The 14930-nt window shown below is 72.6% G+C and carries 16 protein-coding genes; 7 read left to right on the top strand and 9 right to left on the bottom strand.

The genetic code is table 11. From position 1 onward, the window contains the following. Positions 1–57 precede the first annotated feature (57 nt). Positions 58–1224: a ScbA/BarX family gamma-butyrolactone biosynthesis protein gene (locus ABZ862_RS33535; RefSeq protein ID WP_360966681.1), complete on the top strand. Its 1167-nt coding sequence runs from the start codon at positions 58–60 to the stop codon at positions 1222–1224. Here ABZ862_RS33535 and ABZ862_RS33530 read toward each other — a convergent pair. Beyond that, positions 1194–1796: a TetR/AcrR family transcriptional regulator gene (locus ABZ862_RS33530; protein ID WP_360966678.1), complete on the bottom strand. Its 603-nt coding sequence runs from the start codon at positions 1794–1796 to the stop codon at positions 1194–1196. The genes ABZ862_RS33535 and ABZ862_RS33530 overlap by 31 nt on opposite strands. A 185-nt stretch (positions 1797–1981) precedes the next feature. Here ABZ862_RS33530 and ABZ862_RS33525 point away from each other — a divergent pair, with 185 nt between their 5' ends. Further along, on the top strand, positions 1982–3235 hold the full coding sequence (locus ABZ862_RS33525; protein ID WP_360966675.1) for an acyl-CoA dehydrogenase family protein: 1254 nt from the start codon (positions 1982–1984) through the stop codon (positions 3233–3235). Here the strand turns inward: ABZ862_RS33525 and ABZ862_RS33520 are convergent. The 7 genes from ABZ862_RS33520 to ABZ862_RS33490 all read right to left on the bottom strand — a co-directional run bounded on the left by ABZ862_RS33520 (position 3169) and on the right by ABZ862_RS33490 (position 9497). Next, on the bottom strand, positions 3169–3657 hold the full coding sequence (locus ABZ862_RS33520; RefSeq protein WP_360966672.1) for a MerR family transcriptional regulator: 489 nt from the start codon (positions 3655–3657) through the stop codon (positions 3169–3171). The genes ABZ862_RS33525 and ABZ862_RS33520 overlap by 67 nt on opposite strands. 74 nt (positions 3658–3731) lie before the next feature. Next, positions 3732–3941, bottom strand: coding sequence for an acyl-CoA carboxylase subunit epsilon (locus ABZ862_RS33515; protein ID WP_360966669.1), 210 nt, complete (start codon positions 3939–3941; stop codon positions 3732–3734). Beyond that, positions 3938–5557: an acyl-CoA carboxylase subunit beta gene (locus ABZ862_RS33510; RefSeq protein ID WP_360966666.1), complete on the bottom strand. Its 1620-nt coding sequence runs from the start codon at positions 5555–5557 to the stop codon at positions 3938–3940. The genes ABZ862_RS33515 and ABZ862_RS33510 overlap by 4 nt, the downstream gene beginning before the upstream one ends. Before the next feature lie 247 nt (positions 5558–5804). Then, on the bottom strand, positions 5805–7229 hold the full coding sequence (locus ABZ862_RS33505) for an MFS transporter (protein ID WP_360966663.1): 1425 nt from the start codon (positions 7227–7229) through the stop codon (positions 5805–5807). Between the two features lie 96 nt (positions 7230–7325). Continuing rightward, a complete protein-coding gene (locus tag ABZ862_RS33500; protein WP_360966660.1) occupies positions 7326–7556 on the bottom strand; it encodes a tautomerase family protein in 231 nt (76 codons plus the stop codon). 180 nt (positions 7557–7736) lie between these two features. Next, entirely contained in the window at positions 7737–8552 is an 816-nt protein-coding gene (locus ABZ862_RS33495) for an SDR family oxidoreductase (protein ID WP_360966657.1), read from the bottom strand. A 342-nt stretch (positions 8553–8894) separates the two neighbouring features. Beyond that, a complete protein-coding gene (locus ABZ862_RS33490; RefSeq protein ID WP_360966654.1) occupies positions 8895–9497 on the bottom strand; it encodes a TetR/AcrR family transcriptional regulator in 603 nt (200 codons plus the stop codon). A 238-nt stretch (positions 9498–9735) separates the two neighbouring features. Between ABZ862_RS33490 and ABZ862_RS33485 the strand changes: the two genes are divergently transcribed. The 5 genes from ABZ862_RS33485 to ABZ862_RS33465 all read left to right on the top strand — a co-directional run bounded on the left by ABZ862_RS33485 (position 9736) and on the right by ABZ862_RS33465 (position 13948). Beyond that, positions 9736–10653, top strand: coding sequence for an AfsA-related hotdog domain-containing protein (locus ABZ862_RS33485; RefSeq protein WP_360966652.1), 918 nt, complete (start codon positions 9736–9738; stop codon positions 10651–10653). A 97-nt stretch (positions 10654–10750) separates the two neighbouring features. Next, entirely contained in the window at positions 10751–11380 is a 630-nt protein-coding gene (locus tag ABZ862_RS33480; protein ID WP_360966649.1) for a hypothetical protein, read from the top strand. A 175-nt stretch (positions 11381–11555) separates the two neighbouring features. Continuing rightward, on the top strand, positions 11556–12449 hold the full coding sequence (locus ABZ862_RS33475) for a hypothetical protein (RefSeq protein ID WP_360966646.1): 894 nt from the start codon (positions 11556–11558) through the stop codon (positions 12447–12449). A 57-nt stretch (positions 12450–12506) separates the two neighbouring features. After that, entirely contained in the window at positions 12507–13631 is a 1125-nt protein-coding gene (locus ABZ862_RS33470) for a ketoacyl-ACP synthase III (RefSeq protein ID WP_360966643.1), read from the top strand. Between the two features lie 125 nt (positions 13632–13756). Continuing rightward, entirely contained in the window at positions 13757–13948 is a 192-nt protein-coding gene (locus ABZ862_RS33465) for a hypothetical protein (RefSeq protein ID WP_360966640.1), read from the top strand. Positions 13949–14024: 76 nt separating this feature from the next. Here ABZ862_RS33465 and ABZ862_RS33460 read toward each other — a convergent pair whose 3' ends face one another. Further along, the gene (locus ABZ862_RS33460) at positions 14025–14828 is read right to left on the bottom strand and encodes an HAD-IB family hydrolase (protein ID WP_360966636.1); all 804 of its coding nucleotides are present in this window, start codon (positions 14826–14828) and stop codon (positions 14025–14027) included. Positions 14829–14930 lie beyond the last annotated feature (102 nt).

Here is a 14930-nt window from a genome sequence, read left to right as displayed (position 1 = left end):
AAGCCTCTCGTGCCGGTGTTGCTGTCTGCGTGAATACATTCACTGGGGGTTCAGACCATGCATCTGCCTGCCGCCACATCTGCTGACACGGCCAAGGCCTCCGTCAGGAGCACGAGCACCGCCCCGCGCCTCCTCGCCGCCGTCCCCGCGCCCCCCGTACGCGCCGGGCACCCGCAGCTCAGCTATCTCCAGCCCGTGCCGCGGCACATGGTGCACCGCGCCGCGATCACCGAGGTCTTCCTGACCGATGCCGTCCGCACGGACGAGGACAGCTTCCTGGTCGCCGCCCAGTGGCCGCGCGACCACGCGCTCTACTCCCCCGGCAGCGACGGCACCACCGACCCGCTCCTCTTCATGGAGACGATCCGCCAGGCCCTGGTCTATCTGGCACACGCCTACTACGACGTGCCGCTCACCCACCGCTTCATCGGCTTCGGCTCGGAGTTCGAGATAACCGATCCGGCCGCGCTGCGCATCGGCGGCGAGCCGGTCCCGGTGGTGCTGGAGGCCCGGTGGGTGTGGGTCGGCAACCGTCCGCCGAATCGGTTCGGCATGCGTCTGGACGTGGTGCTCACGGTCGCCGGCCGGCCCTGCGGCCACGGCTCGCTGCATGTGGTCGCCGTGGACGACAAGCGGTACGCGATGCTGCGCGGCCGGGGGGCCAAGCCGCGCGGTGTCGCCGTCACCGGTCCCGAACCGCGCCCGGTGGAGCGGGTGCACGCCTCGGCGGTCGGCAGACTGCGTGCCAAGGACAGCGTGCTGGTGCGCGAACGCACCGACGGCCCCTGGCAGCTGCTCATCGACGTGGCGCACCCGATCTTCTTCGACCACCCCAGCGACCATGTGCCGCTGATGGTCACCCTGGAAGGCTTCCGCCAGCTCGGCCATCTGCTGCTGCACCCCGGCACCGACCCGCTGGCCACCGAGCACACCCTGCTCGGGATGCAGGTCGACTGCCTGGCCTTCGGCGAACTCGACGCACCGATCGACCTGACCGTGCGCGAGCGGCACCCCGGCCCGGTCCCCGGAACCGAACTGCTGACCCTGGACGCCGTGCAGAACGGCACCGTGCTCGCCTCCTGCCGGACCACCTGGGCCACCGCGGGACCGGCCGCGGCCACCGGCGGAGCGCCGACGGGGGCCGTCACCAGGGCCGGGGCCGGGGCCAGGGCCCTGGCCGGGGCCGGGGCGGGTCACCGGGTCACCGTGCCGCGTACGGCCTGACCGGCGTCCGGCATCGCGTCCCACAGATCACGCACCCGCCCCGCCAGACCCCGCCGCTCCAGATCGGGCGCCGTGTAGTAGGCACCCACCAGGATCACGGTGGCCAGGTCGGCGAGCGACGCGGTCGGCGGCCGCTCCCCCAGGGCGCCCTCGGTCCTGGCGCTCTCCACCACCTCGGCGGCCAGGGTGCGCAGCCCCGCCAGCAGCTTCGGCGGCTCGGCGGCCGTGGGGGCCTCGTCCATCACCAGCCGGAGCGCGGCGTTGATGCGTACGTCCGACTCGATGTGCTCGGCCAGCGCGCAGCACAGGGCGCGCAGCCGCTGCAAGGCCGGCAGGTCCGCCGCGGCCCGCTCCGCGAAGAGCTTGTCCACCACGGTGTCGAGATGCTCGGTCAGCGCTCTGGCCAGGTGTTCCTTGGAGGCGAAGTGGCCGTACAGGGCCCCCTTGGTCAGCCCGGTACGGGCCGCCACGTGCTGGAGGTTGGCACGCGGATAGCCGTGCTCGACGAACTCGGCGGCGGCGGCGTCGAGGACCAAATCGTGAGTGCGGCGGGAGCGCGCCTGCTTCGCCATCGGGTGTCCCTTCCGGTGGTGGCCGAGAACGGGGAACGGCCACTCTCCAAATAATACCTTCTTGAACGCACTTTTTTACCTCCCGGATGCGGCTTCCGTTCCGCTCACGTTTCACACGAACGGCAAATCAACCCCTTCCACCCATTTCCCTTTGCCTCTCGGGCAATCGGACAAGGAGCAGCCCCGTGCAGACCACGCTCACCCCCGGCACGCTCGCCCCCGCCCCGGCCGAAAACCGCACAACCGGCACCCGTGCGCCCGGCGTTCCCGCGCCGGGCACCCCTGCCCCCAGCGGTTCCACTCCGTCGCCGTCGTTACCCGGCACGTTCCCCGCGGCCGCCGAGCACGCCCCCGCCGCCGACCGCGACCGCGGGCTCGCCGGGGCGGTCGTGGCCGAGGTGACCTCCGCCGGGTTCGCCCGGCACTTCGTGCCCCGCCGCCACGGCGGCGCGGAGGGCGGCTTCGAGGCCCTGCTCACCGGGGTCACGGCGCTCGGGGAGGCGTGCACCTCGGCCGCCTGGCTCGGCATGCTCTGGGCGGCGCACGGGCGGTTCGCCGCGCTGCTGCCCGAGGAGGGGCAGCGGGACCTGTGGGGCGGCTCGCCCGACGTACGGATCTCGGCCGCGCTGATGCCGCCCGCCGGGCTCGCCGAACCGGCCGAGGACGGCTGGCGGGTGACCGGCACCTGGGGCTGCGTCAGCGGCGTCGAGTGCGCCGACTGGCTGCTGGTCGCCGCTCCGGAGGCGGGCGGGGACAACCGCCGGGTACGGGTGTTCGCGCTGCCGGCCGGGGCGGCGGAGGTGACGGACACCTGGGACGCCACGGGGCTGCGCGGCACCGGCAGCCACACCGCCGCGGTGCACGACGTGTTCGTACCGCACCACCGCACCTTCGACCGGGCGACGCTGCTGCACGGCAGCGACACGCCCGGCCTGGCCCGCTGCCACACCGCGCCCGCCCAGCTGGTCGGCGGCCTGCTGTTCTGTGCCCCCGCGCTGGGCGCCGCCCGCCGGGCACTGGAGGTGTGGTCCGGCTGGGCGGCGTCGAAGGCACCCCACGGGCGCCCCCCGTACGACAGCGCGGCGGTGCGCGAGACGCTCGCGGTGGCCTCGGCGCACATCGACGCGGCGGGGCTGCTGCTGCACCGGGCGGCCCGCCGCGCCGACTCCGACCCCGTCACCGCGGACCTGGTGGCCGTCAACCAGCGGGACGCCGCCGTGGCGGCCGGGCTGCTCGCCGACGCGGTGGACCGCATGTTCCGCACCGGCGGCGCGCACCTGCGTGAGGGCGGCGGCACGCTCGCCCGCCTGTGGCGGGACGTGCACACCGCCGCCTCCCACGGAGTGCTGCGGCTGGAACCGGTGGCCGCCGCCTACGCCTCGGCCGTGCTCGGCGAGGGTACGGCGGCCCGCGCCAGCGCGGTCTCCCGCTCCAGGTAGAAGCCGATCTTCCAGTCCAGGTAGCGCAGTGTGGCACCGCAGTCCCGGGCCAGCTCACGCACCCGCTCCCGGTGCGCCTCGAGCAGTTCGCGGCGGGCGGCGACGGTCGAGTCGCCCGCCCGGTACAGCTCGACGTAGCGGTTCATCTCGGCCGGGGACATCCCGGTGCTGCGCAGGTGGTTGAGGAACTCCAGCCAGCGCAGATGGACGGGGCTGTACGCGCGGACGCCGTAGGGGTCCTCCCCGGCGCTCTCGATCAGCCCCTGGTCCTCGTACCAACCCAGGGTGTCGGCGTCGAGGCCGCTGATACGGACGACCTCCTCGAGCGAGTAGGTCTCCACACGGGGCGTCCGGGGCACCCCGGTCGGCGGGCGCTCCGGCGGCGCGGTCGCCGGGGTGTCGTGGGTCGTGGTTCCGGTCACGGGCATGGTGATCCTCGCTGTCGGCGGGAAGACGGTGGGAAATCGTCCGACCGGGCCGGGTCGGGCCGGCCGGGTCAGCCGCGCCACGAGGTGGCGGCGCGGTGCGTGGTCAGGGCGGGGCGGTGCCAGGTGGCGGTGCGCCGGGCGGGAGCGGCCCCGCCGTCCTCGGGGACGCGGCGGACCAGCTCCAGCAGGACCGCCGTGGCCGCCGCGAGTTCCTCCGGGGTCGGCGCGCCGCGCAGGACGCGCAGCAGGACCCCCTCGTCGTCGTTCCCGGCGCTCACAGCGGCGGGTTCCCGTGCTTGCGGGAGGGCACGTCGGCGTGTTTGGCGCGCAGCATGGCCAGTGAGCGGATGAGCACGGCCCGGGTGTCGCGCGGGTCGACGACGTCGTCGACCAGGCCCCGCTCGGCCGCGTAGTAGGGGTGCATCAGCTCGGACCGGTACTGCTCGATACGCCGGGCGCGGACCGCCCCAGGGTCGTCGGCGGCGGCGATCTCCCGCCGGAAGACGACGTTCGCGGCACCCTCCGCGCCCATCACGGCGATCTCGTTGGTGGGCCAGGCCAGTGCCAGGTCGGCGCCGATCGAGCGGGAGTCCATCACGATGTACGCGCCGCCGTACGCCTTGCGCAGCACCACGGAGACACGCGGGACGGTCGCCTCGCAGTACGCGTACAGGAGCTTGGCGCCGTGCCGGATGATCCCGGCGTGCTCCTGGCCGACGCCGGGCAGGAAGCCGGGTACGTCGACGAGGGTCACCAGCGGGATGTTGAAGGCGTCGCAGAACCGCACGAACCGGGCGCCCTTCTCCGCGGCGTCGATGTCGAGCACGCCCGCCATGGCCGCGGGCTGGTTGGCGACCACGCCCGTGACATGGCCGTCGAGCCGGACCAGCGCACACACGAGGTTGGCCGCCCAGTCCGGCTGCACCTCGAAGTACTCGCCGTCGTCGGCGATCTCCTCGATCACCCGGCGTATGTCGTACGAGCGGTTCGGCTCGGCCGGCACCAGGTCGAGCAGGGCCTCGCAGCGCCGCTCCGGATCGTCCGACGGGGTTTCGTGGGGCGGCAGTTCGCGGTTGTTGGACGGCAGCAGGGACAGCAGGTGCCGTACGTCCTCCAGGCAGGCCGCCTCGTCGTCGTAGGCCGCGGCGGCCACGCCGGAGACGGCGGCGTGCACGTCGGCGCCGCCGAGCGCCTCGTGCGTGACCTGCTCGCCGGTCACCGTCCGGACCACGTCGGGGCCGGTGACGAACATCTGGGAGATGCCGCGCACCATGAAGACGAAGTCGGTGAGCGCGGGCGAGTAGGCGGCGCCGCCCGCGCAGGGGCCGAGCATCACGCTGATCTGCGGGGTGACCCCGGAGGCGGCGACGTTGCGGGTGAAGATCCCGCCGTAGCCGGCGAGCGCGGAGACGCCTTCCTGGATCCGGGCGCCGGCCCCGTCGTTCAGGCTGACCAGCGGCGCTCCGGCGGCCAGCGCGAGATCCATCACCTTGTGGATCTTGGCCGCGTGGGCCTCGCCGAGGGCGCCGCCGAAGATGCGGAAGTCATGGGCGTAGGTGAAGACCGTACGGCCGTGGACGGTTCCCCAGCCGGTGACCACACCGTCGGTGTACGGCCGCCTCGCCTCCAGGCCGAAGCCGGTGGCGCGGTGCCGGCGCAGCGGCTCGATCTCGGTGAACGAGCCCGCGTCCAGCAGGAGTTCGATGCGTTCCCGGGCGGTGAGACGGCCACGGGCGTGCTGCTGCGCGGTGGCGCCGGGCGCGGGCCCGTCATGGGCAAGCCGCCGGATCGCGCCGAGTTCCGCGAGCCGGGAGCGGGTGGTGACGGAAGGCGGGGCGGCGGGCGGGACTGCGGGCGGGGGGTGCGCGGAGGTGCGTTCTTCCAGAACAGTCATGACAGACACCGGCTTTCGGTGTGGTGGACAACGGCAGAGGAACGGATGTTCACGACCATCATGGACCTTTTACATTCCTTCGTGAAGGTATTTTATGTGCTCTTTGCCGAGTGCGTGGTGCCCGGTACCCGGTGCCGAGTGCCGGGCACCACGCACCGGGTACGGAGCCGGGCAGCCGGAAGGCCCGGGGACCGGGTCTCCCCCGGCCTCCGGGCCTTGTGCCCCCGGACCTCGCTCCCGCCCCGCCTCAGTCGGCGGACCGCGCCGGGCGCGGCAGCAGGAACGCCGTGGTGAGGGCGGTCGCCAGCAGCATCACGACACTGATCACGAAGCTGGTGTCCATGCCGTGCCGGAAGTGCGCGGTGTCCGCGATCATCGCGCCGAACGCCGCCACCGCGATGCAACTGCCGACCTGACGCGAGGTGTTGAGTACCGCGGCTGCGGTCCCCGCCCGCTCGGCGTCGACGTTCTCCAGGATCGCGGCCGTCAGCGACGGCACCGCGAACCCGCCGCCCAGGCCGATCGGGACCAGCAGCAGCACCGGGATCAGATACGCCGTGTGCGAGGAGACCGTGAGCATCAGCAGCGAACCGCCCGCCATCACGAGCTGGCCGATGGTCATCGGCAGCCAGGCCCCGCGGCGCGCCGCGAGCTTGACACCTGCCATGTTGACGATGGAGATGAGCGCGCACATCGGGATGAACATCGCGCCGGTGCTCACCGGGGAGGCCCCGCGCACCTGCTGGAAGTACATGCCGAGGACGAAGATGGCGCCGTAGAAGACCGCGTTGATGGTGAAGCCGGCCGCCAGGCAGACCAGCACGGTACGGGACTTGAAGACGCTCAGCGGCACCATCGGGTGCTCGCGCCGCGACTGTGTGAAGACGAAGACCACCGCCGCGACGGCGGCGAGGACCAGCGTGCCCAGCACGTTCGTGCTGCCCCAGCCCGCGCGGCCGCCCTCGATGACGGCGTACGTGAGACCGGCCAGGGCCGCGACCACCGACAGCTGGCCGAGCAGGTCGACGGGAGCCGCCCGGCGCGCCGAGGGGGCGATACGGGTCAGCAGGGCGAGGCCGATCGCGCCCACCGGGAGGTTCAGGTAGAACACGGCCCGCCAGCTCAGCCCGCTGGTGAGCATGCCGCCGATCACGGGGCCGACGGCGACGGCGACGGAACCGGCGGCGGTCCAGATGGCGATGGCCCGCGCCCGCTTGCCGGGGTCGTTGTAGTTCTGCCGGATCAGCGCCAGCGAGGCCGGCACCATCAGCGCGGCGGCACCGCCCTGCACCATGCGGGCGCCGATCAGCGTGCCCAGGTTGGGGGCGACACCGCAGGCCAGGGAGGCCACGGTGAAGGCGGCGAGTCCCCAGGCGTAGGCCCGGCTGGCCCCGATCCGGTCGGAGAAGGTGCCGGCCGACAGCATGAACGCCGCGAACATCAGCGTGTAACCGTCGACGATCCACTGGAGGTCGGCCATCGAGCCGCTGAGGCTGTGGGAGATGGCCGGCAGGGCCACGTTGACGACCGAGCCGTCGAGGGAGATGACGAAGAAGGCGAGCAGCGCCGCCACGAGCACGAGGGTGGACGAACTGCCTTGCGGTGCGGCGGATCCGGCGGCCGGTGCGACCGGGCCACGGTCGGTCCGCGCGGACCGGGTCAGGATGGCCATGGGAACTCTCCTTGGAAAAGGCCAGGTTGACGGGGGGGAGGGCGAGGAGTGCGGGTACGGGCGGAAGGACGGCGCGCGCGGGGCGTGCCGGTGCGGTCAGGCGTCCGCCGGCGCGGCGCGGCGGCGGCTGAGCGCGGCGAACTCGGGGTCGGTGCCGAGCACCCCGCCCTCGCCCCAGCGGTTCTGCGGGATCTCCTGGATGTAGACGGTGATCTTGTCGAGGGGTGCGCCGATGACGCGGTGCACCGTGGCGGTGAGCTCCTCGATGAGCTCCTGGCACTTCTCGTCGGTCTGGTTGGGCCAGGTGGTCATGGAGAGAATGGGCATGGCGAAGCTCCTCGGGGCACGGGGCGGTGGCAGGTGGGCGGGGGGTACGGGAGGGGCGCGGGCGCGGCTGCGTCACGTCCGGGTCCGGGGGAGGCACCGGGCCCCGCGAGGCACCGGACCGTACGGGCCCTGGGCCGGAGCGGGTCGAGGACGGGAGCGGGCCGAGGACCGCCGCGGGTTCTAGAGCCCGGCGGTGGCGCCGCCGTCCAGGGTGATCGCGGTACCGGCAATGTGCCGGGCCGCGGGCGAGAGCAGGAAGGCGACCAGCCGGGCGACGTCGGCCGGGGCCGCGAGGGTGCCGAGCGGGGTCTGACCGGCGACCTGGGCGGTGACCTCCTCGGCGGTGGCGCCGGTGCGGTCGCCGAGCGCCTTGGCGATCTCGTCCCACAGCGGGGTGCGCACCGCGCCGGGGTCGATCACGTTGACCCGGATGCCGGAGCGTCCGAGGTCCTTGGAGACCGCCTTGGCGAAGGCGGCGACGGCGGCGTTGACGGCGCTGTTCACCGGGAACAGCGGGTCGGGGTCCTTGCGGAAGATTCCGCTGACCAGGACGACCGAGCCGCCACCGGCCGCGGCCATGGGGCGGGCCACCGCGCGGGTGAGCCGTACCGCGCCCAGGAGCTTGCCGTTGAAGGTGGCCTGCCACATGTCGTCGGTGGTCTCCTCCAGCGGAGCCATCGGGCCGTCGCCCGCGGTGTGCACCAGGCCGTCCACCCGGCCGAGTTCCGCGGTCAGGGCGGCCACCGCGGTGTCGACCGAGGCGGTGTCGTTGATGTCGGTCTCGTACGTGACGAGCCGGCCGGCACCACCGGTGCGGGCGTCGATCTGCTCCCGGGTGCGCTCCAGGCGGGCCGCGTTCCGGCCGAGCAGGACGACGGTGGCGTCGGACCGGGCGAGTTCCTCGACCACGGCCGCGCCCATGCCACCGGTGGCACCGCTGACGAGGACGACCGGGGCGGTGGCGGAGCTGATGGCGTCGGAGGCGGGGGCGTCCACGGTGTCCTCACTTTCCGGGGCTTGGGCCCCCGGTCTGGATGGAGTGCAGGGGAAACGGCAACTGGGATCACCACAACTCGCTTGCATTGCAAGCAACATGACGGAACATCAGAGTGCGGCGGAGGGTCCGGACGAAGTGCGTCCGGCCTCGTGATGAAGAAGGTAGCGAGGTTCGGCGACGAGTGCAACCATCCAGTTGGTTTTCTGGCTGGACGGGTGGCCCGCCAGGGCCGCGACCAGCGGGAACGGCCGACAAAAAAGGGAGTCCGGAACCCGGACTCCCTGGCAGGAAAGGCGATGTGACAGGACATCAGCAGGCGCGGCCGCCCGCGGCGAAGGACGTCAGACGGTCCCCTGCCGCACGTTGTCGATGATCGAGTGCCCATGGGCGACGATGCTGGCCCGCAGCAGCGCCCACCCGGACTCCGTGTCGCCGTCGGGACCCAGCATCAGCCGGCGCTGCTGCGGGACGATGAACGGCCAGGACGCGATCCCGATCAGGGCGAGCAGTACCCGGGCCGAGACGGCGGGGTCGTCGACCCCGAGGGCGAGACTGAGCGCGGCGGTCTTCTGGACGTAGTACGCCTCGCGTTCCTTCTCGTCCGGGATGGGCCTGTCCCGGTAGTGCAGGCCCTCCGAGGCCAGCAGTCGCACCAGGTCGGACTTGCGGTGGTAGTCGAAGACCTCACCGACGTAGGCACGCAGCCCCTCCTCCGTGGTGGGGATGGGGACCACCGCGGACATGTGCGCGTAGACCTTCGTCATGACGGCGGCGAACAGGTCTTCCTTGCTGCCGAAGTAGGCGTAGATGCGCTGCTTGTTGACGCCGGAGCGTTCCGCGATGCGATCCACGCGCGCACCCGCGAGACCGTGCTCGGAGAACTCCGCCTCGGCGGCGTCCAGAAGCTTGGCGCGGGTCTGCTGTCCCTTGGGTGTCTCAGCCATGGGAAGAGCGTAGTCGACGATGCAACCAACTGGATAGTTATGGAAAACCAACTAGATGGTTGCATCTTTGCCCGGCGTCCCCTACGGTCTTCTCATCGGCCCCGCCACCCCGGACAACGCTCCGGTGCGGAAGAGGCGGCAGGCCCCGTAATGCGCACGGCAGCTGTATCCGTTCCGTACTCCTCCCGTCCGCGGCCCGCCCCCCGGGTGAACAGGCCGCCCCGCCAAGGAGAAACGCATGTCAGCCAAAGCCACGTTCCGCACCTTGCTGATCGTCGGGGACCGCTTCGCCGGTTTCGCCGCCCAGAAGGGCGTCCTGACCGTCAGCCGGTTCATCGAGGAGATGCGTCTGGGGGTGTTCTCCTGGGACGACCAGCCGATCCGGGTGCGCGCCGGTCAGGGCGTCACCGCCGAGGACTGGGAGCACGTCTGCGACCAGGCACGGCTCTTCGGACTCACCGAGCGGCTGGACTTCGACTTCACGGCGCCGGAGCTCGCCGGCCGCGGTGAGGCCCACAAGCACCGCAGCTGCAACACCCTGATCGCGGACCTGAAGCGGGAGAACGACGACCTCTTCTCCGCCCGGCTGCGGGTGCACAACGACAACGAGCTGCTCATCGACCACCAGACCGGCGAACACGTCCAGGGCATGGTGGCCGTCGAGGCCGCCCGGCAGATGTTCCTCGCCGTCAGCGAGCGCTACCACGCCTCCCGGTACCTGGCCCGGTCGTACTACTACGTCATCGAGTCGATGAACACCGACTTCGAGAACTTCCTCTTCCCGCTGGACGCCACCGTCGAGTACCGCACGCTGCGCGCCGACATCGACGACCCCGAGCGGCTGGCGCTCACCGCGGAGATCTCCCTGTACCAGGCCGGGCGCCGCGCCTCGGTGACCACCGTGACCTACACGGCGTTCCACGAGGCGGCCCTGGTGACCAAGGAGCACCGCCGGGCGCGCGCCGCGGTGGAGCACGCGGTCCGCACCGCGGAGGAGACGGCCACGGCGGCGGGGGCCGCGACCGGTACGACGTCGGTGACGACGGCCGAGAAGACGGCGCCCCGGCCCACGGCACCCGAGGTGACGGCCCCGGCCACACCGGAGACCGACACCGGGACCGGGACCGCCGAGCGGCCGGTACTGGTCGGCGCCTGAGGACTCCGCCGCACGGCACCCGCACGCCACCACCACGCATCCGCACACCCCACCACCCCATACGTCACGTACATCACGCACCCGAGGAGACCTCCCGATGTCCGCTTCCGCCGCCCTCATCACCGCCACCGAGCTCTTCGCCAAGCCCGAGCAGATCGACGCCGTCACCGAGGCCTGGCAGCAGCACAACGACGCCTCCGGTTTCGCGGGCCGCATCCTCTACCGCGGCCTGGAGAGCAACTCCGTCCTGGAGCTCGCCCCGCTGGACGGCTTCGACCGGATGGAGGAGCTGCGCGCCGACTGGTGGAAGCTGTGGGAGGCCGTCGGCCCGCTGGCCGAGGGCGACTTCCGCCGCCAGTTCCTCCAGTTCGTCGAGGCGCCCAAGCCCGCCGCCGGCGCCCTGCCGGACACCCGGTACGTCCAGATGCGGCACGTCGAGGTCGTACCGCGCGTCTACCGGCAGTACCGCGCCTGGCGCGACGAGACCATCTTCGACGTCGTACGCACCTCGGAGGAGGTCGTCAGCTTCCAGGCGTTCCACTCGCTGGCCAGCACCGAGCCCGGCGTGATGTTCGTGTCCGGCTTCGACGCGGACCCGGCCACGTACATGGAGGCGTTCACCTCCCCGCGCTACCAGCAGATCGTCCGCGAGGCCGGGGACACCTACATCACCGGCGGCGACAACGGTCTCTACACCCGTATCTACGAGCGCTGCACCGCCCGCTGAGAACACCGATCCCGCCCGCCGACCCCGCGGGGCCTCCCCCCGGGCCCCGCCTCCCCGCGGCCGGCCGCGGACCCTCCCGACAAGGCGTCCCGCGGCCGGCCGCTCCTCCCGTACCGGCCCGCCGGTCCCCACCCTCTCGGTCCCGGTCCGCCTGGCACCGGCTAAGGAGCACCCCATGACCGTCTCACCCGTGGCCGCCCCCACCGCGCCGGCCGCACCGACGACCCGCACCTACGACCTGAGCGTCACCACCCAGGGCCCGCTCTACCCGCCGAGCGAGATCGTGGACGAGAACGGCGACTTCGTCGTCATCGGACGCGTCAACCGGCCCGGCCCGGACGGCACCACCCGCTCCGAGTGGGGCGGGGCCGTGGTCTCCCCCGACAGCCCGCTGCCCCCGCTGGGCCGCAATCTGCCGTACGGCATCGTCCGTGAGCTCGACCTCACCGACCCCACTGGCCCCGACGCCCAAGTGCAGCTGTACACCCTGCCGCTGCCGCTGCCCTGCAACAACTACCCCATGCTCTTCGCCCCCGAGCAGCGCCCGGACGCCCACGAGGTGCGGCGGCCGAGCTACCCGCTGCACGGCGCGCCCATCCCCGACCTGCGCGAGGAGGACGGCCCCAAGGTGCGCGCACCGATCACGCTGGGCCAGTGGGTGAAGGCACGCGGCCAGCTGGAGGTGCACGTCCCGGCGCACCGGCGCGCCGCCGACTTCTCGTTCGCCTTCACCGGCCTGATCCCGGACAGCCTCTACACGGTGATGTCGCTGCGGGAGCACGACCTCGACCCGGCGGGCCCCACCCGGCCGGGACCGCTGGGGGTGCCCAACGCGTTCATCAGCGACAGCAACGGCATGGCCCACTACCGGGCCACCCTGCCCAACCCCTTCCCGGCACCCGGCACCCCCGGCACCAACCGGGTGATCAACGTGGTCGTGCTGTGGATGAGCTACCAGCAGAACTACGGCGGCGCCATCGGCCACTTCGGGCTCGGCGGCGACATCCACGCACAGCTGAAGCTCCAGGGCCCGAGCTTCGGCGAGTTCACCACGGTCCCGGCGGCCTGAGACGTTCCCCGCCCACCGCGCACCCGCCCCACCCACTTCATGAGGAGTGAAGCACCCATGAGCAGCGCAGCACCGACACCCATCGGCATCGTCGCCACCGGCTCCTATCTTCCCTCGACCGTGGTGGACAACCACGAGGTCGGCAACGCCGCGGGGGTGAGCGCGGAGTGGATCGAACGCAAGACCGGCATACGCCGCCGACGGCGCGCCGCCCCGCACGAGGCGACGTCGGACCTCGCCGCCCACGCCGCCCGCAGCGCCCTGCGGCAGGCCGGCCTGACCCCCGACCAGCTGTCCTACGTCGTCGTGGCGACCTCCACCCCCGACCAGCCGCAGCCCGCCACCGCGGCGATCGTCCAGGACCTCATCGGGGCCCGCCGGGCCGCCGCCTTCGACGTCAACTCGGTGTGCAGCGGCTTCATGTTCGCGTTGACGGCCGCGGACCGCATGCTGCGCGCCGAGGCGGCCGAGGAGACCCGTCCGGGTGTCCGGGGCCCGTACGCCGTGGTGATCGGCGCGGACGTCTACTCCCGCATCCTGGACCCCGCCGACCGCAGGACGGCCATCCTGTTCGGCGACGGTGCCGGAGCGGTGGTCCTCGGCCCGGTCCCGGCCGGCACCGGAGGCATCACCACCAGTCTGACCACCCGCGGCGACCAGCACCGGCTGATCGGCGTACCGGCGGGCGGCAGCAGGCGGCCGGCGTCGGCGGACACCCTGGCCGAGGGGGCGCACTACTTCACGATGGACGGACGCGGCGTACGGGGCTTCGTGCAGGACAACCTGCCCGGCGCGATCCACGAGCTGCTGGCCAAGGCGGGGGTGCCCGGCCGCACCGTGCGGCACTTCGTGCCGCACCAGGCGAACGGGGTGATGCTCGCCGAGGTCTGGCCGCTGCTCGGCCTGGACGCGGCCCGGATGCATCTGGCGCTGGCCCACCACGGCAACACGGGCGCCGCGTCCGTACCCGTCACCCTCGACCTGGCACACCGGCGCGGGCTCTTCACCGCGGGCGACACGACGGTGCTGTCCGCCTTCGGAGGCGGCATGTCGGTCGGCTCGGCCCTGCTGCGCTGGGCCCCGACCCGGCACGCCCGTCCGGCACGCACCCGCACCGACAGCACCCACCTGCCCGTACCCGCGCCCCGCCCCCGGGAGGACGCCCTGGCCGGGGCGAGGTGAGAGCACGGCCCGCACGACACGTACGCGACAGCGGACACAGGACACGGCACGCACGACGGGAAGCACCAGCCGCAAAGACGAAGACCACCTGATCGACACCACCGCCACCGGCCCCGGGAGAAGCAATGACGACAACGCCGACCACCACCGCCCCGAGATACCACGTCCTCGCCAACGGCACGCTCGTCTCCGTGCAGCGCGACGGCCGCTGGTACCTGCTCGACACCGCCTCCGGAGCCAAGGCACCCGTACTGCGCCTCGCCGGCGACCCCGACGACACGGGCCTGGAACCGCACATCTGCCGGAGCATCGACTGACCGGCACGGCTGCGCCGGGGGAGCCGGGTCCACGCCCCGCTCCCCCGGCGCACGCGTACGGGTACGGCGGACCGGCTCAGCCCAGCGGCAGCGCGCAGTCCGCCGAGCAGCCCTCGGAGTGCTCGTCCCGCCCCATGGACCAGCAGGCGAGCGCGCACCCGGGAAGGGCTCCCGCGCCGGGCTCGGCCCGGCGGGCGAGATACCGGTGCACGGCGGGATCGTCACCGACGGCACGCGGACGGCCGACGCAGTCCAGCATCGGGAGGTCGGAGAGGTGGTCGCCGTAGGCGAAGCAGTCACGCGGGTTGACACCGGGGTGCTCGGCGAGTGCCCGCAGCACCGCCGCCCGTTTCCCCTCGCCGATCACGGGCTCGACCACCTCCCCGGTGTAACGGCCGCCCGCCACCAGGGGCGAGGTGCACAGCACGTGCCCGGCACCCACGTGTGCGGCGATGGGCTCGAGGCAGGGTGCGAAGGACCCGGAGACGAGCACCACCTCCGCACCCAGCGCCCGGTGCCGGTCCAGCTCGGCCACGGTCGACCCGATGAAGAAGCCGGGATCCGCCGAGGCCAGGGCGAACCACTCCCGGCCGAGGGCGGTGATCCCGGCCGCGCTCTCACCGGCGTAGGCGCGGTAGTAGGCCCGGTTGACGACCTCGCGCGGAGCGCCCTCGGCGGACCTCTTCCGCAGCTCCCCCGCGAGATCCCGGTACCGCTCCTCCCCGGCACCGCCGTGGCGCCGTACCAGCTGGAAACGGAGGAACTCGAACATGCTCTTGCAGTCGATCAGCGTCTCGTCGACGTCGCAGAAGACGAGATACGCGGGCCGGTGCGCGTCCTGCGCCCGGGTACCCGTCTCCACAGCTGCCGTCACGGTCATCGTCCGGACCTCCCCCTCAGGGCCCGGCACGGCACCGGACCGGTAACATTCCTTCGCGAAGGTATCACTTCAGGGCCGGTGCGGCCACACTTCCCCGGCACA

Origin of the sequence: Streptomyces sp. NPDC047000 (assembly GCF_040644295.1) — a bacterium.
In the GTDB taxonomy this organism is placed as follows: domain Bacteria; phylum Actinomycetota; class Actinomycetes; order Streptomycetales; family Streptomycetaceae; genus Streptomyces.
Note: the sequence above shows the minus strand (reverse complement) of the source record. Positions and strands in the feature narration are given on the sequence as shown.

Bases quoted from the DNA above. Each gene is read 5' to 3' on its own strand.
- ABZ862_RS33535 (WP_360966681.1), top strand. From the start codon at position 58: ATGCATCTGCCTGCCGCCACATCTGCTGACACGGCCAAGGCCTCCGTC.
- ABZ862_RS33530 (WP_360966678.1), bottom strand. From the start codon at position 1,796: ATGGCGAAGCAGGCGCGCTCCCGCCGCACTCACGATTTGGTCCTCGAC.
- ABZ862_RS33510 (WP_360966666.1), bottom strand. From the start codon at position 5,557: ATGACTGTTCTGGAAGAACGCACCTCCGCGCACCCCCCGCCCGCAGTC.
- ABZ862_RS33505 (WP_360966663.1), bottom strand. From the start codon at position 7,229: ATGGCCATCCTGACCCGGTCCGCGCGGACCGACCGTGGCCCGGTCGCA.
- ABZ862_RS33500 (WP_360966660.1), bottom strand. From the start codon at position 7,556: ATGCCCATTCTCTCCATGACCACCTGGCCCAACCAGACCGACGAGAAG.
- ABZ862_RS33490 (WP_360966654.1), bottom strand. From the start codon at position 9,497: ATGGCTGAGACACCCAAGGGACAGCAGACCCGCGCCAAGCTTCTGGAC.
- ABZ862_RS33485 (WP_360966652.1), top strand. From the start codon at position 9,736: ATGTCAGCCAAAGCCACGTTCCGCACCTTGCTGATCGTCGGGGACCGC.
- ABZ862_RS33480 (WP_360966649.1), top strand. From the start codon at position 10,751: ATGTCCGCTTCCGCCGCCCTCATCACCGCCACCGAGCTCTTCGCCAAG.
- ABZ862_RS33475 (WP_360966646.1), top strand. From the start codon at position 11,556: ATGACCGTCTCACCCGTGGCCGCCCCCACCGCGCCGGCCGCACCGACG.
- ABZ862_RS33470 (WP_360966643.1), top strand. From the start codon at position 12,507: ATGAGCAGCGCAGCACCGACACCCATCGGCATCGTCGCCACCGGCTCC.
- ABZ862_RS33465 (WP_360966640.1), top strand. From the start codon at position 13,757: ATGACGACAACGCCGACCACCACCGCCCCGAGATACCACGTCCTCGCC.
- ABZ862_RS33460 (WP_360966636.1), bottom strand. From the start codon at position 14,828: ATGACCGTGACGGCAGCTGTGGAGACGGGTACCCGGGCGCAGGACGCG.